Origin of the sequence: Flavobacterium sp. MK4S-17 (assembly GCF_009848495.1) — a bacterium.
Classification (GTDB): Bacteria; Bacteroidota; Bacteroidia; order Flavobacteriales; family Flavobacteriaceae; genus Flavobacterium.
In genome coordinates this window covers 130,583-149,942 of sequence record NZ_WWEP01000036.1, presented here as the reverse complement: position 1 = coordinate 149,942, position 19,360 = coordinate 130,583, and the positions used below count along the sequence as shown (strand labels likewise).

The 19,360-nt window shown below is 39.8% G+C and carries 25 protein-coding genes, 1 other RNA gene and 1 riboswitch; of the genes, 15 read left to right on the top strand and 11 right to left on the bottom strand.

Translation table 11 applies throughout. The features are described 5' to 3' along the window. Nucleotides 1-76: 76 nt before the first annotated feature. The 4 genes from GSF09_RS13045 (at nucleotide 77) to GSF09_RS13030 (ending at nucleotide 2,297) form a co-directional block, all read left to right on the top strand. A complete protein-coding gene (locus GSF09_RS13045; protein WP_159802191.1) occupies nucleotides 77-448 on the top strand; it encodes a nuclear transport factor 2 family protein in 372 nt (123 codons plus the stop codon). A gap of 30 nt (nucleotides 449-478) precedes the next feature. Beyond that, entirely contained in the window at nucleotides 479-1,165 is a 687-nt protein-coding gene (locus GSF09_RS13040; RefSeq protein ID WP_159802189.1) for an HAD family hydrolase, read from the top strand. Nucleotides 1,166-1,235: 70 nt separating this feature from the next. After that, nucleotides 1,236-1,853 (top strand): N-acetylmuramoyl-L-alanine amidase, encoded by a 618-nt coding sequence (locus tag GSF09_RS13035; RefSeq protein WP_159802187.1) that lies wholly within the window; start codon nucleotides 1,236-1,238, stop codon nucleotides 1,851-1,853. Nucleotides 1,854-1,856: 3 nt separating this feature from the next. Continuing rightward, nucleotides 1,857-2,297, top strand: coding sequence for a DUF6526 family protein (locus GSF09_RS13030; protein WP_159802185.1), 441 nt, complete (start codon nucleotides 1,857-1,859; stop codon nucleotides 2,295-2,297). A 68-nt stretch (nucleotides 2,298-2,365) separates the two neighbouring features. On the opposite strand, the gene GSF09_RS13025 is transcribed toward GSF09_RS13030, so the two are convergent. Both GSF09_RS13025 and GSF09_RS13020 read right to left on the bottom strand, forming a co-directional pair. Beyond that, nucleotides 2,366-2,788, bottom strand: a complete 423-nt coding sequence (locus tag GSF09_RS13025) for a hypothetical protein (protein ID WP_159802183.1) — start codon at nucleotides 2,786-2,788, stop codon at nucleotides 2,366-2,368. Nucleotides 2,789-2,820: 32 nt separating this feature from the next. Next, nucleotides 2,821-2,958, bottom strand: coding sequence for a hypothetical protein (locus GSF09_RS13020; protein WP_159802181.1), 138 nt, complete (start codon nucleotides 2,956-2,958; stop codon nucleotides 2,821-2,823). A 274-nt stretch (nucleotides 2,959-3,232) separates the two neighbouring features. Here GSF09_RS13020 and GSF09_RS13015 point away from each other — a divergent pair, with 274 nt between their 5' ends. Then, a complete protein-coding gene (locus GSF09_RS13015) occupies nucleotides 3,233-3,769 on the top strand; it encodes a YceI family protein (RefSeq protein WP_159802179.1) in 537 nt (178 codons plus the stop codon). Nucleotides 3,770-3,838: 69 nt separating this feature from the next. Here GSF09_RS13015 and GSF09_RS13010 read toward each other — a convergent pair whose 3' ends face one another. The 6 genes from GSF09_RS13010 to GSF09_RS12985 form a co-directional block, all read right to left on the bottom strand. Next, the gene (locus tag GSF09_RS13010; protein ID WP_159802177.1) at nucleotides 3,839-4,246 is read right to left on the bottom strand and encodes a hypothetical protein; all 408 of its coding nucleotides are present in this window, start codon (nucleotides 4,244-4,246) and stop codon (nucleotides 3,839-3,841) included. Nucleotides 4,247-4,272: 26 nt separating this feature from the next. Next, the gene (locus tag GSF09_RS13005) at nucleotides 4,273-4,785 is read right to left on the bottom strand and encodes a hypothetical protein (protein ID WP_159802175.1); all 513 of its coding nucleotides are present in this window, start codon (nucleotides 4,783-4,785) and stop codon (nucleotides 4,273-4,275) included. Between the two features lies 1 nt (nucleotide 4,786). Continuing rightward, entirely contained in the window at nucleotides 4,787-5,047 is a 261-nt protein-coding gene (locus tag GSF09_RS13000) for a hypothetical protein (RefSeq protein ID WP_159802173.1), read from the bottom strand. Nucleotides 5,048-5,113: 66 nt separating this feature from the next. After that, nucleotides 5,114-5,899: an ABC transporter ATP-binding protein gene (locus GSF09_RS12995; protein ID WP_159802171.1), complete on the bottom strand. Its 786-nt coding sequence runs from the start codon at nucleotides 5,897-5,899 to the stop codon at nucleotides 5,114-5,116. A 1-nt stretch (nucleotide 5,900) separates the two neighbouring features. After that, entirely contained in the window at nucleotides 5,901-6,878 is a 978-nt protein-coding gene (locus GSF09_RS12990; RefSeq protein WP_159802370.1) for an iron ABC transporter permease, read from the bottom strand. 61 nt (nucleotides 6,879-6,939) lie between these two features. Beyond that, nucleotides 6,940-8,073: an ABC transporter substrate-binding protein gene (locus GSF09_RS12985; RefSeq protein WP_159802169.1), complete on the bottom strand. Its 1,134-nt coding sequence runs from the start codon at nucleotides 8,071-8,073 to the stop codon at nucleotides 6,940-6,942. A gap of 54 nt (nucleotides 8,074-8,127) precedes the next feature. Next, a riboswitch (cobalamin riboswitch) is annotated at nucleotides 8,128-8,338 on the top strand. Nucleotides 8,339-8,368: 30 nt separating this feature from the next. On the opposite strand from GSF09_RS12985, the gene GSF09_RS12980 reads away from it, so the two are divergent. Beyond that, nucleotides 8,369-10,204, top strand: coding sequence for a TonB-dependent siderophore receptor (locus tag GSF09_RS12980; protein ID WP_159802167.1), 1,836 nt, complete (start codon nucleotides 8,369-8,371; stop codon nucleotides 10,202-10,204). 3 nt (nucleotides 10,205-10,207) lie between these two features. Continuing rightward, a complete protein-coding gene (locus GSF09_RS12975; protein WP_159802165.1) occupies nucleotides 10,208-11,272 on the top strand; it encodes a YncE family protein in 1,065 nt (354 codons plus the stop codon). A gap of 71 nt (nucleotides 11,273-11,343) precedes the next feature. On the opposite strand, the gene GSF09_RS12970 is transcribed toward GSF09_RS12975, so the two are convergent. Then, nucleotides 11,344-12,795 (bottom strand): S41 family peptidase, encoded by a 1,452-nt coding sequence (locus GSF09_RS12970; protein WP_159802163.1) that lies wholly within the window; start codon nucleotides 12,793-12,795, stop codon nucleotides 11,344-11,346. A 119-nt stretch (nucleotides 12,796-12,914) separates the two neighbouring features. On the opposite strand from GSF09_RS12970, the gene GSF09_RS12965 reads away from it, so the two are divergent. From GSF09_RS12965 to GSF09_RS12945, 5 genes are read left to right on the top strand one after another with little or no spacing between them, the layout of a single operon-like run. Then, nucleotides 12,915-13,430, top strand: a complete 516-nt coding sequence (locus tag GSF09_RS12965) for an RNA polymerase sigma factor (RefSeq protein ID WP_159802161.1) — start codon at nucleotides 12,915-12,917, stop codon at nucleotides 13,428-13,430. Next, on the top strand, nucleotides 13,411-13,863 hold the full coding sequence (locus tag GSF09_RS12960; RefSeq protein ID WP_159802159.1) for a hypothetical protein: 453 nt from the start codon (nucleotides 13,411-13,413) through the stop codon (nucleotides 13,861-13,863). Before GSF09_RS12965 ends, GSF09_RS12960 begins: the two co-directional genes overlap by 20 nt. Further along, the gene (locus GSF09_RS12955) at nucleotides 13,860-14,333 is read left to right on the top strand and encodes a DUF4252 domain-containing protein (RefSeq protein WP_159802157.1); all 474 of its coding nucleotides are present in this window, start codon (nucleotides 13,860-13,862) and stop codon (nucleotides 14,331-14,333) included. The genes GSF09_RS12960 and GSF09_RS12955 overlap by 4 nt, the downstream gene beginning before the upstream one ends. Before the next feature lie 43 nt (nucleotides 14,334-14,376). After that, nucleotides 14,377-14,901 carry a DUF4252 domain-containing protein gene (locus GSF09_RS12950; RefSeq protein WP_159802155.1) on the top strand — a complete coding sequence of 175 codons (525 nt, stop codon included), beginning with the start codon at nucleotides 14,377-14,379 and terminating at the stop codon, nucleotides 14,899-14,901. A 2-nt stretch (nucleotides 14,902-14,903) separates the two neighbouring features. Next, on the top strand, nucleotides 14,904-15,446 hold the full coding sequence (locus tag GSF09_RS12945) for a DUF4252 domain-containing protein (RefSeq protein ID WP_159802153.1): 543 nt from the start codon (nucleotides 14,904-14,906) through the stop codon (nucleotides 15,444-15,446). 44 nt (nucleotides 15,447-15,490) lie between these two features. On the opposite strand, the gene GSF09_RS12940 is transcribed toward GSF09_RS12945, so the two are convergent. Further along, nucleotides 15,491-16,543: a glutaminyl-peptide cyclotransferase gene (locus GSF09_RS12940; RefSeq protein ID WP_159802151.1), complete on the bottom strand. Its 1,053-nt coding sequence runs from the start codon at nucleotides 16,541-16,543 to the stop codon at nucleotides 15,491-15,493. 90 nt (nucleotides 16,544-16,633) lie between these two features. Here GSF09_RS12940 and ffs point away from each other — a divergent pair. From ffs to fsa, 3 genes are all read left to right on the top strand, one after another. Continuing rightward, an RNA gene (gene ffs / locus GSF09_RS12935) (signal recognition particle sRNA small type) lies at nucleotides 16,634-16,732 on the top strand. Between the two features lie 65 nt (nucleotides 16,733-16,797). After that, nucleotides 16,798-17,604, top strand: a complete 807-nt coding sequence (locus tag GSF09_RS12930; RefSeq protein WP_159802149.1) for an SDR family oxidoreductase — start codon at nucleotides 16,798-16,800, stop codon at nucleotides 17,602-17,604. A gap of 46 nt (nucleotides 17,605-17,650) precedes the next feature. Continuing rightward, the gene (gene fsa, locus GSF09_RS12925; protein ID WP_159802147.1) at nucleotides 17,651-18,307 is read left to right on the top strand and encodes a fructose-6-phosphate aldolase; all 657 of its coding nucleotides are present in this window, start codon (nucleotides 17,651-17,653) and stop codon (nucleotides 18,305-18,307) included. Nucleotides 18,308-18,404: 97 nt separating this feature from the next. Here the strand turns inward: fsa and GSF09_RS12920 are convergent, their stop codons facing one another. Continuing rightward, nucleotides 18,405-19,316: an NAD(P)/FAD-dependent oxidoreductase gene (locus GSF09_RS12920; RefSeq protein WP_159802145.1), complete on the bottom strand. Its 912-nt coding sequence runs from the start codon at nucleotides 19,314-19,316 to the stop codon at nucleotides 18,405-18,407. Between the last annotated feature and the right edge of the window lie 44 nt (nucleotides 19,317-19,360).

The following is a 19,360-nucleotide window of genomic DNA, read 5'->3' as shown; positions in this document are numbered from 1 at the left end:
GCACAAAATTATGTTTAAAATGTAAGAGAAAGTTAACAAAAATAGCCTTAACTTTAACTTGCACAATAAATATTATATGGATACGCTGCAACAAATAGAAACGCTTGAATCAAGGCTTATTGAAGCCATGAAAGAGAATGATATAAAGGAACTGGATGCCCTGCTGGATGACGGGCTTATATTTACAGCCTACAACGGCCAGGTTTTTAATAAGGAAGCCGATATAGAGTCGCACCGTTCCGGCAACATTAAAATATTTAGTATAGATGTAACCGACCGTATTATTAAGTTATTGGGCGATGTTGCCATAGTGTCGGTAAAAAAGGAAATAAGCGGTTCATTTTTCGGTAAAACCGAAGCCGGTATTTTTCGTTATACCCGGGTGTGGGCTTTAAAAAATGATTCATGGAAAATAGTGGCAGGGCACGCCACACGTATTATCCATTAACAGGAGGGTTTCTCCGTTAAAACAAAATCAATGAATGTAAAAGTAGTGGCATTTGATGCTGATGATACCTTATTTATTAACGAACCTTATTTTGAAGAAACAGAGAAAAAGTTCTGCGGGCTAATGGAGGCCTATCTTTCCCATCAGGGGCTGTCGCAGGAGCTTTTTAAAGTGCAGATAAGCAACCTGCCGCTTTATGGCTATGGTATTAAAGGTTATGTGCTAAGCATGATTGAAACGGCCATTAAAGTTTCCAAAGGCACGGTGAGCATAAAATGTATAGAGAAAATTACAGAACTGGGTAAAGAGCTTATACAAAAACCGATTGTTTTACTGGAAGGGGTTGAGGAAACATTAAAGGCGCTTCATGGCAAATACAAGTTGATAGTTGCCACAAAAGGCGACCTGAAAGACCAACAGCGTAAGCTGCATGATTCAGGGCTGGGGCATTATTTTCACCATATTGAGGTTATGGCTGACAAGCAGGAGCCTAACTACCAAAAACTTTTAAACAGGCTGGATATTGAGCCACAGGAGTTTTTTATGGTTGGTAATTCCCTTAGGTCAGATGTATTGCCGGTATTGGAAATAGGAGGTTTTGCCTGCCATATTCCTTACCACACTACATGGGCACACGAAATGATAGACCATAATGTTGAGCATGAAAATTTCAGGGAATTAACTAAAATTACCGACCTTATACCTATACTTTCTTAAATCATCTGCAATATTTTTACTTATATTAGAGTTTGAATAAAATACATGTTAACTTAAACCAACGCGGACTATGAGAAAATCAATCAAAATTTTGGGTGTACTGGCTATAGCGGCCTGCTTTGCTTTTGCAGTTCCTTACGGGAAAGAAAGCAGAAAAATTAAAGTGGTTATAGATGCAGGCCATGGCGGCCATGATTATGGCGCTACGCTTAATGCGCTATCTGAAAAAGAGATTACCGACCGTATTGCAGGGAAGATAAAGGCAATGAATACTGACGGAGAAGTGGAAATTTACCTTACAAGGCCATCTGATACCTATATTTCCCTAAACGACAGGATAGAGGCTATAAATGAAATTAAGCCTGACCTTGTACTTTCACTTCACCTGAACAGTACAAAAAATACTGAAGTAAGCGGCATGGAGTTTTTTGTGAGCAATAGTTCTGCAAGGTATGAGCAATCTGCAGATTATGCCAGGAAGCTTGCTGCCAAGTTTGAACAGAAATCCTATTCTGTAAGAGGTGTAAAAGAAGCAAATTTTTTACTGTTAAGAAAAGCAGATGTGCCTGCTGTTAATTTCCAGATTGGCTTCTTATCCAATGAAAATGACAGAAAATATATTACCGATGAGGATAAACAAAACGAAATAGCAACCCTTGTAGTAGATTTTCTTGAAGAAATTAAGTAACCCATGCCAAAAGAACAAAATTATAACAACCATATAAGGTTTTATCCGCCACACCACTTTGTATTTTACCCATTAATGTTGCTGCTTATAGCAGCCTGTATCTATTTTTCCTTTAATGATAAAGGCAACAAGCTTATATGGCTGTTTATGGGTGGAGGTTTTGTATGCCTTACGTGGGTGGCATTTATGCTGCGCCAGCATTATGCATTAACGCTGCAAAACAGGATTGTTTTGCTTGAATTGCGCTATCGCTACCTTGCCGTAACGGGAAAAAGGTTTGAACCTGTTGAGGCAAAATTAACAGACGGACAGCTTTTTGCCCTGCGCTTTGCACCCGATGAAGAACTGGAGCAGCTTGTGCAGCGGGCTTTAAATGAAAACCTGAAGGGTGATGAAATAAAGAAGTCAGTTAAAAACTGGAAGGCAGATAACCGAAGGGTATAAAGTAAAAGAGGAGTAACTGAACAGTTACTCCTCTTTTTTTAGAATTAGGTTCGGAACTATAAAAATTCTTACTCTAACTCTTCTCTGTTTCTTCTGTTTTCTTCGCTGCCGTACCTGTTTTGCTCTTCATCATTATAACGGCCTCTTGATGATGCGTCAAGGTCTTCTTCATCATAGCTCCTGCCGGGGCTGCGCTGCATCTGGTCATTTTCATCCCAGTCATTATTTCGTGTTCCCTGGTTACCGGTCATCCTTTGCTCATTTTCAAAAGTAGCCTCATCTTCATTAAAGGTTCTTGATTGCGCCTCTGTAGAATCGTTTATATCCCTTTCGGCTCCTGCATAATTGTCGTTCTCCATTCCCGGGTCATTCAGCCCATTACCACGGCTGCCCATATTTTGCCTTTCATTGCCAAGGTTGCCTGTATTCTGGTTCCTGTCCTGTGCTTCCCGGTTTTCATTACGGGAATCGTTGTTTCTGTCCGTTTGCATAATTATAATTTTTTAGTTGTTAATTAATAGATTTAGTCTTTTTGCGAAGGCTTCGGATAAGCCTCTTTTCCGGAAGAATCTTTACTGTCATTTTTTTTGGCCAGTTCTGATGCTTCCGATTTTCTTTCGCTTGATACCTTTGGTGCCGGAGTTTGCTTACCTGTACTCATAATTTATTATTTAAAAGGTTATAGTACAAATTTCAGTAACTAAGCCCATGTATATAAATCAATTAACACAGCTTTTTAGCTAAAACGTTATAAAAAACCTTAACATTAACAGGAGACCTTTTATTTATTGGGTTAATAGATGAAAATTAATTAGTAATACCTTTCAAAGTTTAACAAATTATTTACTGATTCACTATTGCCGTAAGTTATTTTACTCATTAACTTTATTACTGAATTATAAGACTTTACTTATATAAATTTTAAAATTTCAGTTATGTCATCAAAACACTGGGATATTGATCCCGCACACTCCGAAATTCAGTTTAAAATACGCCATTTGGTAATTTCCAATATTACAGGTTCGTTCAATATTTTTTCGGGCACAATGGTAACACCGGTGCATGATAATTTTAAAAATGCCGAATTTGAGATAAATATAGATGTTTACAGTATAGATACTAATAACAGTGAGAGGGATGAACACCTGAAATCGGAAGATTTTTTTGATGCCGATAAGTATCCGGAAATAAAATTCCGCTCTGCATTATTTACCCATATTGACGGAGATAACTATAAACTTACGGGAATGTTGAGCGTTAAAGATGTTACACGGGAAATAACCTTTGATGTACTTTTTGGAGGACAGGCAAAAGACGGCTTCGGGATTAGCAGGGCAGGCTTTGAAATTAATGGTACAATAAACCGTAATGACTTTAATATACATGCCGAAGATGTTACCGAAACAGGGGGGCTGGTAATAGGGGAGGAAATAAAACTGCATGCCAACATACAGTTTACCCATAAAGAGTAATAATAAAAAAGCATCCTGAATAAAGTTTTATGCTGTATTCAGGATGCTAAGTATTATAGGTAAATGGGTTTATTCGCCAAAATGGGTATTGCCACGCACACGTTTATTTTCGGGGTGTGATGATGGATAGCGGTCTTTTTCAACATCCGAATTAAAATCCCTGTTTTCTGCAGTTTCCATATTTTCCCTTTCATTCGCCGTGCCGCGGCTTTTATCAATTACCCTGCCATCTTCGGTAGTTTTATCGCTTGTGCTTACAGGTGGTGCTTTTTTTTCATCTACATCGCGTGCGCGCTTGTGTGTTTCCACATCACCGCTTTTATCTTTTTCAAGTTCTGTTTTTAGCTTGTTGGAAGAGGGGTCGTAGTTTTTAGGGAGGTTTTCCCCGCTGAATCCTTCATTTTTAGGACTTTGTTTTTCCTGATTGTTTATTTTTTTTGAACCCAGGTCTTTTGGGTCATCGGTTCCCTGTGCCATAATTTATTGTTTTAGGTTGCTGCTGTTTAGCGAAAGTTTATTATAAAATTGTAATGTGATAAAGCAATTTTATTCACGTTTGCCTCTATTGAGGTTTTAAGGCCGGTATAGCCGTCTTTTATTGTCCCTTCAGGGGTAAAGTAATCGGGCAGTTTATATTCCAGCAGTACATCCCTCTCTGCATAAATTTCAGTTACCCTGAAGTCCAATGTATAAGACGACTGGTTAAAAGTAAAAACCATTTCATATTTTATCCTGTGGCTGTAAGCCTCGCCCCGGTCACGGTAATAAAAAGCATTTTTTTTAAATGATGTTACCGTTAATGTATTTGCTGTTTCTCCTGTAATATCATAGCGTTCACGTTCCGAACGGTTATACTCCATAGCCCAGTTCTTTGTCAGTTCAATCAGCTTATCGTTAGGCGTAGAAGGTATTTCAACAGTTACAGGGTTAAAACCATTTGGCTGTAATTCGAGATGTGGCTGTGCTTTTGCCAGCACAAATAAAAACAGAAAAGCTATGCTTGCCCTAATTTTCATATCAGGCTTTTTTTAATGCTTTTTCAAACTCTTCTTTTATCCTGCTGTTAGAAACCAAAAATGGTTTTTTATCTATGGTAATTGTAATCTGGTCGCCTTCTATGCGATAGGAGCCTTCAAATTTTCCAATAGGTGTGCTGCCTTCAAAATTACCCTGTGTTTCATCTCCGGCAAGCTTGCCTTTATCGCCAACGGTATTTTTTATTTTGGCCAGCAATTCACCTTTATCCCCGGGATAGTTTACTGTAAACTGGTTATCCATATTAAATTTTTTTCAGGTTATATGTAAATTTAATTAATACCCGGCCTACTATGTGTTTAGCTTTTGTTAAAGCTTATCCTGCATGATGGTAAAAGTTCCTTTATCGGGATTAAAAACAATACCGCTGCCTTCAAAAATGCTGTCAAAGTTTTTTGCCTTTATATGGTTTTCGGCAGTATCCTGTACAGCAGAGCCGTTAGCCATAACAATAATTTCGTCGCTTAACTGTAGTGCAAGGTCAAGGTCGTGCGTAGAGTAAAGGATACACTTTCCTGTTTTTTCCGATAGTTGTTTAAGCAGCCTTAATAAAGATACCTTATGCAGAAGGTCAAGGTGTGTTGTGGGTTCGTCCAGTATTATTAGTGGGGTATCCTGCGCCAGTGCACGGGCAATAAGCACTTTTTGCAGTTGCCCGTCACTTATTTCATAATGCTTTTTTTCAGCAAGGTGCTGCACCTGGGTTAGCTGCATGGCCTCATTAATTTTTTGGGTGTCTTCGGCGGTAATTGTGCCCAGCCAGTTAGTGTAGGGCTGCCTGCCGAGAGCTACCAGTTCAAAAACCGTAAGGTTGCTTGGCGGAAGGCTTTCTGTTAATACTATGCTGAGGTTTTGCGCCATTTCCTTTGCCGTAAAAGTTTCAATGTTCCTGCCGTTTAATTCAATATGTCCGGCTAAAGGTTTTTGCAGGGCGGTAAGTGTGCGCAACAGTGTTGATTTACCCACACCATTTGCCCCTATTAGTGCAGTAAGGCTGCCTTTTTTCAGCTTAAGGCTTATGTTACGGGCTATACCTGCGGGTATCCTTCCACTATAGCCAATATTAATATTATGTGCTTGCAGTACTGTTTGCATGTCAACTATATACTCCTTTTCGTTTACGTAATAAAAGCCATATAACTACAGGCGCACCAACTATAGAGGTTACAGCATTAATGGGCAGTGTAAGGTCGGTGCCCGGCAGTTGTGTTATGGTATCGCATAATAGCAAAATTCCTGCTCCTGTTAATAATGTACCCCAAAATAATATAAGGTGGTTGCTGGTTTTAAAAATCAGTTTTGCCATATGCGGTACTGCAAGTCCTATAAAAGCAACAGGCCCAGTAAAGGCAGTAATACTTCCCGCCATTATGCTTGTTGCTATAATAATAAGCAGGCGTGTACGGTTAAAGTTTATACCCAGGCTTTTGGCATAGCGTTCCCCAAGCAATAAGGCATTAAGCGGCTTTATACATATAGCGGCCACAATTAACCCTGCCAGGCAGCTTGCCCCAAGTAGTGCTATATTATGCCAGGGCAGGTTGCCCAGGCTGCCTAGTGACCAAAATGTATATTTTTTTAACTGCTCTGCAGTGCTGAAATAAGTCAGTACGCCAACAATAGCACTTGTAAAACTGCCAAACATAAGGCCTACAATTAATATTGCCATGGTATCTTTAAGGCGCTGGGCTACTACTAAAACGGCCAGTAATACTAAAGAGCTTCCTGCTACCGAAGCAATAACAGTACCGTAAGGTGAAAGAAGGAATCCTGACAGAAAAGCGGGTAATAGCCCTGACCCTAATATTACAAATGCAACGCCAAGGCTGGCACCTGAGCTAAGCCCCAATACATAAGGCCCGGCAAGCGGATTCCTGAAAAGGGTTTGCATAAGCAGGCCGCTTACAGAGAGCCCTATTCCCGTTATTATAGCGGTAATGGCTTTAGGCAGACGGTAATTAAGTATAATATATTCCCATGTGGTTTTTTGTGCGCCGTTGCCTGCCAGGCTGGTAAACACATCTTTAAAGGGAATGCTTACAGAGCCAAAGCTGATATTGATTACAAAAAGCATTGCCAGGCTAATGCCCAGTACTGCAAATAAAACTGTATTTTTTTTGGCAGGGTACAATATTTTACTTCAGCTTTTCAAAAAAGGTAAATTCATGTTCCGGCAGCAATTCCGGGTGAAATATCTTTATCAGGTCTTTAAGTACAATATCCGGGCGGCTTGATGCCAGCTCATAATATAATATACCTCCTGTTTTCCCTTTTTTACTGCTAAAGGAATATACCTGTTTGTTTTGAAATGCCTTAAACTCTTTATAATGCGGGTTGCTGGACAGCATTTCCTGCAAAGATGTAAACTGGCTTGGGCCAATCCAGTAATCGGCATCTTTTGCCTTATCCAGCACTGTTTCAAATGAAAGGCTAAGGCTTCCTGTACCTTCGCTTTCTGCCCATAAATATTGTGCGTGTGCATCTTTTAAAAATTGGGCAGCCCAGCTTGAGCCTTGTGGCAGGTACCAGTGTTCCTGGTATATGGCACCGCTTAAAACCGTAGGCAATGTTTCGCTTTTTTTAGCGAGCAACATGGCTGCTTTATATTCTTTTTCAATCATATTAAACGCAGCATCGGCTTTTTTTTCCAGCCCATACAGTTCGCCAAAAAACTTAATCCATTCTGCTTTTCCAAGTGGTGTCTGCTCCGTCCAGTCGCCATTATACAAAACCTTTAGCCCGCTTTGCTGCAGGTTGGCAAGTGCCTTATTATCATTGCTTATGCTAAAGCCCACTATGGCGTCCGGTGCAAGGTCAATCACCACCTCGGTATTAAGGCTTTCATTAGCGCCTATTTCCTTAACCTTTCCCTCATCAATGTGTCTCCTTGTTCGTGGCGAGGATATGTAATCGGTTCCCGGAAAACCTGTAAGAGTACCGGAAACCCCCAGCAGTTCAAGTGCCGGTATATGTGTTGTTGAGGTTACCACTATTGATTTTACAGGTATTTCAATGCTTGTAAAACTTTTAAGGCTATTGGGCACTGCTGCGCCTTTTTTATGCATAATATAGGTAAAGCCTTCTTTGGCTTCGGGCCATGGCTGGGTAACTTTAACTATAGAGTAGCCGTTGTGCCTGTATATTTCAAGTCCGTTGGCATATTTAACAGAATTAGCTACCTGCGGTGCTGCGGAAATGGTTTCTTCCTTTTCTTTTTTGCACGATGCTAAAGCCAGCAGGAAAAAAAACAGTGGTAAAAGCTTTTTCATAAATGATGTTGATATGTTGCAAATGTATAAATTAAAAATTTCAATATAAATCCTATATTTGCACCTTCTTGAGGTTGTGCCGTGTTTTTGCATGGTACATTAAAAGGGAATCAGGTTAAATTCCTGAGCTGTTCCCGCAACTGTAAGCTTTATATCCTTTTATAAGGATAGGCTGTTGTTAACTGCAAGCCACTGTAGCAATTGCTATGGGAAGGTAAACAACAGTACGCAAGCCAGGAGACCTGCCTTAAGTGTAATAAAATATCGAACCTTCGGGAAAAAAGGTTCCGGATTTATGGCACATATAAAGCTTTTATTATCTTTCTTCCTGTTGTTGTGCGGCACTGTTGCGCTTGCACAAACAGATTCTGTTATACGCCTACGTGAAGTAATTATTTCAGATACGCAGCTTCGTGACTATTCGGGCACACAGCAGGTACAGCAATTAAATGATTCGGTAATCAGGCGCAGTGCAGCGTCGCTCACCTCCCTGCTAAGCTATAATACGGTAATTTATTTTAAGGAAAATGGACTGGGTATGGTATCATCGCCATCCTTCAGGGGTACTACCGCCCAGCAAACCGCAATAATATGGAACGGGCTTACTATAAATTCACAGCTAAACGGGCAGGCCGACTTTAATATCCTGAACGCCCAAAATTTTTCATCAGTTTCCGTAAGGCCGGGTGGGGGCAGCGTTATTTATGGAAGCAGCGCCATAGGGGGCAGCATCCATCTGGATAATGAGCTATTATTTTCGGCAGAGCCGCATATCCAAAATATACTTAACACCAGCTATGGCAGTTTTAATACGGCATCTGTAAACTATAACCTGCAAACGGCCGGAAAGAATTTTAGCACCAACCTGAGCATAACGCATAATAGCTCTGATAATGATTATGAATACCCCGGGTGGGATATGAAAAACGAAAATGGGCAATATTATAATACCGGTATAAATGCAGCTTTTGCCTATAAATTAAACAATAGTAACATGCTGCGCCTTTACAGTTATATATATGATGGCGAAAGGCATTTTTCCGGCACGCTTGCCGCCCCCTCAAAAAGTAAATATAAGGACAGGAATACCAGGAACCTCTTAGAATGGGAATCTGTTTTTGGCAGATTTACCTCTAAATTAAAAGCGGCCTACATTGAAGAGGAATACAAATATTATGAGGATAAAACGCAGGACAATTTTACATTTGGTAATGTAAAAACTTATATAGCACGCTATGATTTAAGCTATAACTTAACTGATAACGCAAAGCTGAACACTATTATTGATTATACCAACAACAGGGGGACAGGTTCTGATATACTTAATAAAAAAAGGAATATCGGTTCGGCAAGCCTGCTGTTTAAGCACTATGCCACACAAAAATTTTATTATGAGGCAGGTATCCGCAATGAACTGACCGATGTGTACCAAAGCCCACTGTTGTTTTCAGCCGGGGCAAAATACAGGTTTACCGATTTTTATACACTTAAGTTTAATATTTCCCGCAATTTCAGGATACCAACATATAATGATTTATACTGGCAGGGCAGCGGTAACCCGGATTTAAAACCCGAAACTTCCTATCAGGCTGAAATTGGTAACAATTTTACTTTTAGGGGGTTGCATCTTTCTGTTACCGGATATTATATAAAGTTAAGCGATATGCTGCGCTGGGTACCATCTGGAAGTATATGGATGCCTGAAAATGTAGGTAAAGTAAACACCTATGGCGCAGAGGCAGTACTTAACTGGGAAAAAGCCATTGGCAATAACCATTTTAAATTGTCGGGTACTTATGCTTATACTGTTTCTCAGGAGGCCGGAAAAAGCGAACAGTTACTATACGTACCGCTGTATAAGGCAACGGTATCTGCCGCCTACAGCCATAAAAAAATAACTGCCTATTACAGGCACTTGTTTAACGGAAAAGTTTTTACAACATCTGATAACCTTACAGATTTAGACCCTTACAATGTTTCGTCTGTAGGGGCTGAATATCAATTTAACCTACTGCAAGGGCTAAGCCTCGGCTTTCAGGTGCTCAACGTGTGGGATGAAGAGTACCAGAATGTAGCCGTAAGGCCTATGCCCGGCAGAAATTACAATATGTACCTTAACTTTAAATTTTAATATATGAAAATCAACAGATTATTACTAACAGCTATTGCAGGTGCTTTATTTTTTGCCTCGTGCAGCAGCGATGATGATTCCGGGCGTGTTTCCGGTGCTTATGACAATGGAGTGATTGTACTTAATGAAGGAGGATATAATTCAGGTAATGCTTCTGCATCCTTTATTTTTAATGGCTCTCAGGTGGAAAATAATATTTTTTCGGGAGTTAACTCAGGTAAGTTATTAGGCGATACAGCCCAAAGCATAGGCTTTCATGATGATTTGGCTTTTATAGTATTAAATGTATCCAATAAGATTGAAGTGGTAAACCGCTACACTTTTAAAAATGTGGCAACTATAGATGCTGATTTGTCAAGCCCACGCTATATTGAATTTGAAAATGGCAAGGCATATGTAACAAACTGGGGGAACGGTGGCGTTGCTACAGATGATTATGTAGCTGTAATAGACCTTAATACTTATACTGTAACAGCAAAAATACCTGTAGGTGAGGGGCCTGAAAAATTAGTTGAAGAAGACAATAAACTTTATGTAGCCCATAAAGGCGGGTATAACCAGGGGAGTACAATATCTGTAATTAACCTTAATAATAATACTGTAGAAACTGTAATTAATGTAGGAGATGTGCCTGCTGGCATTGATGTTGAAGATAACAAGCTATATGTGTTAAGCCAGGGCAGGCCGAGTTATGCAGCCCCGGAAACGGCCGGTAAACTGGAAGTCATAAGCCTTGATAATAATACAGTTATTAAAACTTTTAATTTTTCAGGGTTAACCCACCCGGATAAGTTTGATATGGAAAACAACAGGATATATTATACTGTGGGCAGGAGTGTGTACAGCATGCCTTTAAATGCCGATACATTGCCGGAAACACCTTTGTTTACTTTAGATAACTGGGGTGTTTTATATGGTTTTGCAGTAGAAGATAACCGCATTTATATAGCTGATGCAGCAAGTAATTATACGGCTGCCGGAAGGGCATACATATATTCGCTTTCAGGATCATTGCAGGAAACGGTTACTGTGGGTGTTAACCCTAACGGTTTTTACTTTAACGATTAATTGTTTGATTTGTTTTCCGGCACTGCCGGATATAAAAAAAGTGGCACTTGTGCCACTTTTTACTTTTATAGTTACTGTAAATCCTTTATCAGTACCTGGCTGCCTTCGGGAAACTCCTCTATATACATTTCACTGCCAAAGCGATGCATTTTTTTAGAGTCCTTAAAGTAGCGGTGCTCTTTTTGCGGTATATTCCATCCCGGCCTTCCCTGCGAAGTAATATCTGCTATTGCTGCTGCAAGCAAAGGTTCGTTTTTATCGCCAAGTACACCTAAATTGCCATAGTTTTCGGGAACTTCAATATCCGGTAAAAGCCCATCAGTATATTCTCCGAAATTTTCCTTATTTACCAGTTTTGACACTATAGGCTGCATAGCATAGCGGTGGCTGCCGTCCCTGTTATTCTTGGTAAAGTCCGGGGAGTCGTATAATGTAACGCTGGCAACATTTTTTCCTGTTGTTTTTGTGCCCACAGTAACTACATCTATATAAGGAGAAAGGCAGTTTATAACAAGTTCGCTGGCAGAAGCTGTGGAGCGTGTAGTTAATATATAAACTTTATTTAACTGCAGGCTGTTAAAACTGCCCACGCCTGACGCCTGCGATACAAATTTTTCTTCCAGTACACCCGGGTTATTGCTTTCATAATAATTTTGCAGCCTGTCATTCCACCTGTATTTGGCAAATAGCTGGCCTGTGAACTGTCCTGTAATCATGCTGGCAAGTCGTGTTGCAGTGCGTACTGCACCTCCTGAATTATACCTCAGGTCAAGCACCAAATCTGTAACCCCGGCAGAAGCCAGCTGCCCGAAAGCGTCGTTAAGCTGCGAATCATATTCGCTGAAAAAGCCGTTATACATAATGTAGCCAATAGTGCGTGAGCTTTCCTGTATAACATTAACAGTGTAAATGGGGTTTTCGGCATATTCCATCTTTGTTAATGATACTGTATCTCCATTTGGTGTAATATTGCCACCGTCATAGTCGGCAAGATTCAGGGTATAACTGTCATTATTTAAAAGGTCCTGATAGTTTGTTTCTGTTAATGGCGTTCCGTTTACAGCATAAAAAATATCGCCCCGCTGTATATCTTTTGAGGCAGCATCCGAACCGGGTAAAATATAGCGTACATACCCAAAAATTTCACCGCTGTTCGGGTTTTTATAAACAAGGCCAAACTCCACACCATTACTTTTATATACTCCCTGTAAAGAATTTTCAAGCACCCTGAAGTCCGGAACCAGTACGCTCCACCTGTCAACCACATTACGCTGGTACAGCAAACTGTTAAAAAGCGACTGTGGGCTTGAAAAACCTTCCAGGTAGGAGTTAAGTGCTGCCTGGCTTGAAAAGCGGTCGTCGGCAAGTTCGGGTACTTCTGCTTTCCATAAATAATACAGGTTAAGCCCTTTCCATATAAAATCATTTACAGGAACAGCTTTGTCATCCTCGTCTTCACAACCTGTAAAGGTAAATGCACCTGTAAGGAGAGCGATAATAAGTAAAATATTTAACTTTTTCATTTACAGCTAATTTTATTTAAATAAGAAGGTAAATTTAATATTTTTAAAATTAATTGTAACAAAAATAATAGGTGCTCGTCTTCCTTTTATAAACCAATAACAACCAAACAAACATAAAAATGAACCAGTCTGAGTTTGTAAAAACCATCACTCCTTTTAAGGACAGGGTTTTCCGGTTAGCCAAAAGGCTGCTGGTAAGCACTGAGGAGGCAGAAGATGCTACACAGGAAGTGCTGGTGCGGTTGTGGAACAATAAGGAAAAGCTGGGAGGCTATTCAAGTGTTGAGGCACTTGCCATAACCATAACCAAAAATTATTGCCTTGACCAGCTGAAATCGAAAAGGGCAACCGAAATGCGGCTTGTACATTCTAATTATACCGACAGGCAGGCAGGGTTGCAGCAACAGGCAGAGGACAGGGACAGCTGGAACTGGGTGGAAAAAATTATAAACAGCCTGCCCGAACAGCAAAAGATTATAGTGCAGATGCGCGATATAGAGGAATATGAGTTTGAAGAGATAGCAAAAATGATGGACATGAATGAAACGGCCGTAAGGGTGGCCCTTTCAAGAGCAAGGAAAACAATAAGGGAAGAACTTATAAAAAAACACAGCTATGGAATTAAAAGCAATTGAAAAACTACTTGATAAATACTTTGAAGCAGAAACCAGTACTGCCGAAGAAAAGGAGCTTAAGGCTTACTTTTCCTCACCCGATGTGGCGCCCCATCTGGAACAGTACAGGCCATTGTTCGGGTATTTTTCAGGCGAGGGCGAACAACAGTTTGACAAAGCCATACCACTAAAACCCAGGAAACAGCATTATGTGGCGTGGTTATCGGTGGCGGCAAGCGTTGTAGTTATGCTTGGTGTGGTAACCTTTATAAACAGGGAACCTGCCCCAAGCGAAGAACTGGGTACTTATAACGATCCTGAAGTAGCTTTCAGGGAAACGCAAAAAGCACTTAACATGCTTTCCCAAAATGTAAATGTTGGGGTTGCAGGGGTGGAGTACCTGGGCGAATATGAAAAATCAAAAAACACAATCTTTAAATCAAACAAAAAATGAAAAAACTAATAATTACTTCCGTTTTAGCTATAATGCCTTTTTTTACCTTTGCGCAGCAGGCTTTTGATAAATTTGAAAACCAGGAGGGCATAGATGGCGTAATAATAAATGAAAAGCTTATTGATGTGCTTGGCGGACTAAAACTAACAGGTGCAGCACAGGAGGCAGAAGGATACCTTAAAAAGGTAAAGAGTTTTGAAAGTTTCAGGGTATTTTCAACATCCGATAAAAAACATGCACGGGAAATGAGGAATACTGTAGAGGGATATTTAAAAAAGCACCCTATGGATGAACTTATGACAGTAAAAGAGGAGGGCACGCTTATTAAAATATATATGGTAAATGGGGCAACAGCTTCAGAAATAAAAGAGTTAATTGTTTTTACCAATAATGAAAAGGATAATGAAACAATGCTGGTATCTTTTATAGGGAATATTGACCTTGCCAGCGAACAAGTAAACAGTAAATAAACCTGTACAGGCAGGATAAACAGAATTTAATTATACAAACAAGATGAAAAAGATAATAGTTACGTTGCTTATAATGTTAATGCCGGTACTGATTTTTGCTCAGTCGCCATTCGATAAGTTTGACGGCAGGGAAGGTGTTACATCGGTAATTGTAAGCAAAAAAATGTTTGAGCTTATGGGGAACATTAAAATGGACTCCAAAGACGCAGAAGCACAGCAGTATATTAACCTTATAAAAAAGCTGGATAACCTTAAGGTATTTACAACAGCAAACACAAAATATACGGCTGAAATGAAAAGCACGGTGGATTCTTATCTCAGGAAGTACCCGCTTGAAGAGTTGATGCGTATAAATGAGGGGAGCACAAGCATAAAAATTTATGTAAAATCAGGTGCCACCTCTACACAGGTAAAAGAACTGCTTATGTTTATTGACGGTGGTGGCAAAGAGGAAAGCGTATTAATGTCGCTTACAGGTAATTTTGACCTTAACGAACTTTCGGTATTAACAGATAAAATGAACCTGCCGGGCGGCAGGGAGCTTAAAAAAGCTTCAAAAAAATCATAAGCATGAAAAAAGTATTGTATCCGGTAGTAGTTATGGCGTTTTGGGTTTTGGTTTCCTGCAGCGGAGAGCCCACACTTCAAAAATATTTTGTTGATCATGCCGACCAAAAGAATTATGCCACAGTAGATATTGCGCCTACATTTATAAATACCGACAGCCTTGAACTTTCGAAACAGGAGCAGGATGCTCTCAAATCCCTGAAAAAACTTAATGTATTGCTTTATAAGGCTGATTCTTTAAGCACACAGGAGTATGATAAAGAGCAGCAGGCTGTAAAGAGTATTTTAAAGCAGGACAGCTATGAGGAGCTTATTAAATTTAATAATGGCGATATGGGGGCGTCCATCAATACAAAAGGCGAAGGGGAGCACATTGAGGAGTTTGTAATTTTTGTACATGAAAAACCCGGCTTTGGTGTTGTGCGTGTACTTGGCGATAATATGACACCTAATAATGTTTTAACTATAGCAGGGCTGCTGCAAAAAGGCAATCTTGACATGGATCAGCTAAAACCGTTGCAACAGCTTATGAATAGTAAAAAATAAATACCAATTACAATAAAAAAAGCTGCCTGAAAAGGCAGCTTTTTTTATTTTTTTATTTTTATTTCAAACATTTTATCCCAGTTTTTACCTGTTATAAAAAGTGTTTTGGTTTTAGGGTTATAAGCAATGCCGTTAAGCACATCAAGTTCAGGGTGCATGGTTACTTTGTTTTTAAGTTCGGTAAGGTTAAGCACACTTTCCACAGCACCGGTTTTAGGGTCAATAATAGCAATAGCATCTTTCTGGTATATGTTGCCATATATTTTTCCTTCTACCCATTCCAGTTCATTTACCGCTTTAATTTTGCTGTTAGCGGTATAAACATTTATATAATCGGTTTCTTTTAAGGTTTCAGGATCCAGCACCCATATTTTCTCGGTGCCGTCACTCTGGTAAAGATTTTTTCCGTCATTGGTAAAGCCCCATCCCTCAATATCCTTAAAATATTTAAATTCCTTTATCTTTTCAAGGTTATCGGCATTATAAACATAGCCGGTATTTTCCCTCCAGGTTAGTTGATATATTTTGTTATTCAGCACAGTTATGCCCTCTCCAAAAAAGCGGTCATCCAGTTTTACCTGGTCATATACCTTCCCTGTTTTATAATCCACTTTACGAAGGGTTGACTGCCTGTAACGCCCGGTACCTTCAATCAGGGTATCACGATAAAATTCAAGTCCCTGTGTATAAGCATGTATGTCGTGCGGGTATGTATTTACTATTTCATATTGCAAAAGCTCCGGCTGAATGTTGGATACCAGTTCAATACGGCCTGTAGTTTCTGCATTATTGCCGTCATAGTAAGCTACTGCTTTGATGTTTTTATAACCAAATTTCTCTCCTTCAAAGCTTACGGTAAACTGTTCATTGCCTTTGGCCGCACCAACCCTTTTATCATTAATATAATAAGCTACAGAGTCAATATCTTTATTTTTTTCATTCACCAGCGATAGTAAAAGCGACTCACCTGCGTGATATTGCTGTTTCATTGCAGAGGTATCTATGCGGAATAAATTATTTTTATCTTTTTCGTCATCTCCGCAGGAATGTAATGCAAAAGCCAAAGATATGATAGCTAATAGTTTATGTGTTTTCATATTGGAAATTAATATTAGTGGCAATATACAACGCTATTTTATAACGGGCAATTGCCTTGCAAAAATATAAAAAGGTTGTATCTTTACACCCGGCAAGTCCTACACGACCAGCTCCTGCAGAATCCTCCAGGGTGGGAACACAGCAAAGGTATGCGGTTGTAGCGGTGCGATGTAGGTCGCTTGCCTTTTTTTATTTTATTTGGTTAAGTCTCCGTAAGGAGATTTTTTTATTTTTGGACGTTAATAAACTGGGTATGGATAAAAAAGTGGTTTTAATAACAGGAGGTTCATCAGGTATAGGAAAGGCAATAGGCAATTTCCTTACAGATAAAGGTTATGAAGTTTATGGAACCAGCCGTAACCCGCAAAATGCCGGGCCTTCGGTTTTTCCGTTAATTGCTCTTGATGTAAGGAATACAGAAAGCATAAAAGCGGCAGTAGCAGAAGTTATACAGCGCTCGGGAAAAATTGATGTACTGGTAAATAATGCCGGTGTGGGCATTACAGGCCCGCTGGAAGAAATGCCTGCCGAAGAAATAAAAAATAATTTTGAAACCAACCTGTTTGGTCCCATTGAGGTAATGAAAGCTGTGTTGCCGCATATGAGGGGGCAGGGCAGGGGGCTGATTATAAACATAACTTCCATTGCCGGATATATGGGGCTGCCTTACCGCAGTGTATATTCTGCTTCGAAAGGCGCGCTGGAACTGATAACCGAAGCCATGCGCATGGAGGTAAAACAATTTGGTATAACCATTACCAATATTGCTCCCGGCGATTTTGCCACAAACATTGCCGACAGGCGGTACCATGCGCCATTGGTAAAAGGTTCGCCTTACGAAAAGGCCTACGGCAAAACACTTGAGTTAATGAATACCCATGTTGACAGCGGCAGTAACCCTCAGCAAATGGCAGAAGCAGTATATGCTGTAATGAAAACCCCCAATCCTGATGTGCATTATAAGGTGGGTGCATTTATGCAAAAATTCTCTATTGTACTCAAGAGGGTTTTACCTGATAAAATGTATGAAAAGCTGCTGATGAACCATTATAAGTTGTAGTTTTGCACCAAAATTTTTAAACACAACAAATTAAATATACACACAAATGAAATTTTTTATTGATACGGCAAACCTTGACCAGATAAGGGAAGCACAGGAGCTTGGCGTTCTTGATGGAGTTACTACAAACCCGTCATTAATGGCTAAGGAAGGTATAACAGGAAAAAATAACATACTGAAGCATTATGTTGATATTTGCAATATTGTAGAGGGCGATGTTAGTGCCGAGGTTAATGCTACCGACCTTGAAGGAATGATTAGAGAGGGTGAGGAACTTGCTGAACTGCATGAGCAGATAGTGGTAAAGCTGCCTATGACAAAAGACGGTGTAAAAGCTGCCAAATATTTTAGTGATAAAGGTATTAAAACCAATGTAACACTTGTGTTTTCTGCCGGGCAGGCTTTGCTTGCAGCAAAAGCAGGTGCTACTTATGTATCACCTTTTATAGGCCGTTTGGATGATATATCTACAGACGGGTTAAACCTGATACAGGAAATTCGCGAAATTTATGACAACTATGGTTTTGAAACTGAAATACTTGCTGCTTCAGTCCGCCATACTATGCATATTGTAAACTGTGCCAAAATAGGAGCCGATGTTATGACAGGGCCTCTGTCTGCTATTACAGGGCTGTTAAAGCACCCGCTTACTGATAGTGGATTGGCACAATTTATTGCCGACTACCAGAAAGGAAATCAATAATATAAAAAAGGCTGTTTTAAATACAGGCTGTTGTCCTGAAGATTTTATTGCTTAGTTTCTTTCAGAATGACCGTTTTAAAACAGCCTTTTATTTGTTTTAAGCAAAAGCTTCCTCTATAAATTTTTTATTTATCATAGCCCCCACCTTATTTCCTGCTGCTACCGCATTGGCAACAGAACGGAACAAGGTAAGGCAGTCGCCTGCGGCATAAATGCCGGGCACTGACGCCTGCATGGTTTTATCGATATGTATAAAGCCATATTCATTAAATTCACACCCCAGTTTTTCCGGTATATCACATTGCTGTATAAAAGGCAGTTGGGTAAAAAGCGCATCAACATGTTCAGGTTGTGTGTCTTTAAATTGTATTTGCTTTATATTACCGTTTTCATGCTGTATCTCGGTTATTTCATTTTCCACTACAGTTATGCCGTGTTTGTTTAAAAGCAATACTTCTTCAGGGGTAAGCGTGCTTGTACCGTTGGTATAAAGGGTTAGGCCATCGGCCCAGTGGCAAATGGTTTTGGCAAGCTCAAACCCAAGGTCGCCATTACCAAGCACACCCAGTTTTTTATTTTTAACTTCATAGCCATGGCAATACGGGCAATGGAATATAGAAATACCCCAGCATTTGCCAAAGCCCTCTATATTTGGTATTGTATCAATAATACCTGTGGCAAAAACCAGTTTTTTTGCATTGATTTTTGTTCCTTCTTTGGTTACAACAGTAAAATTATCTTTTTCAGGCTGTACATCTACAACGGTATCTGCAAGGAAATGTACCGATGGATACTTAGCCAGTTGTTCCTTTGCTTTCTTCCTTATTTCAAAAGGGTTGATACCATCGTTGGTCAAAAAATTATGGGAGTAGGGAGCCTGGCGGTTACAGGGGTTGCCGTTATCAATAACAAGCACGCGGCGCAATGACCTTCCTAATGATAAAGCAGCCGAAAGCCCTGCATAGCTCCCCCCGATTATAATTACGTCAAATATTTCCTGGCTTTGCATCTGGTGTGTTTTATAATTAAAATTATCAAACGCAAAGGGTAAAC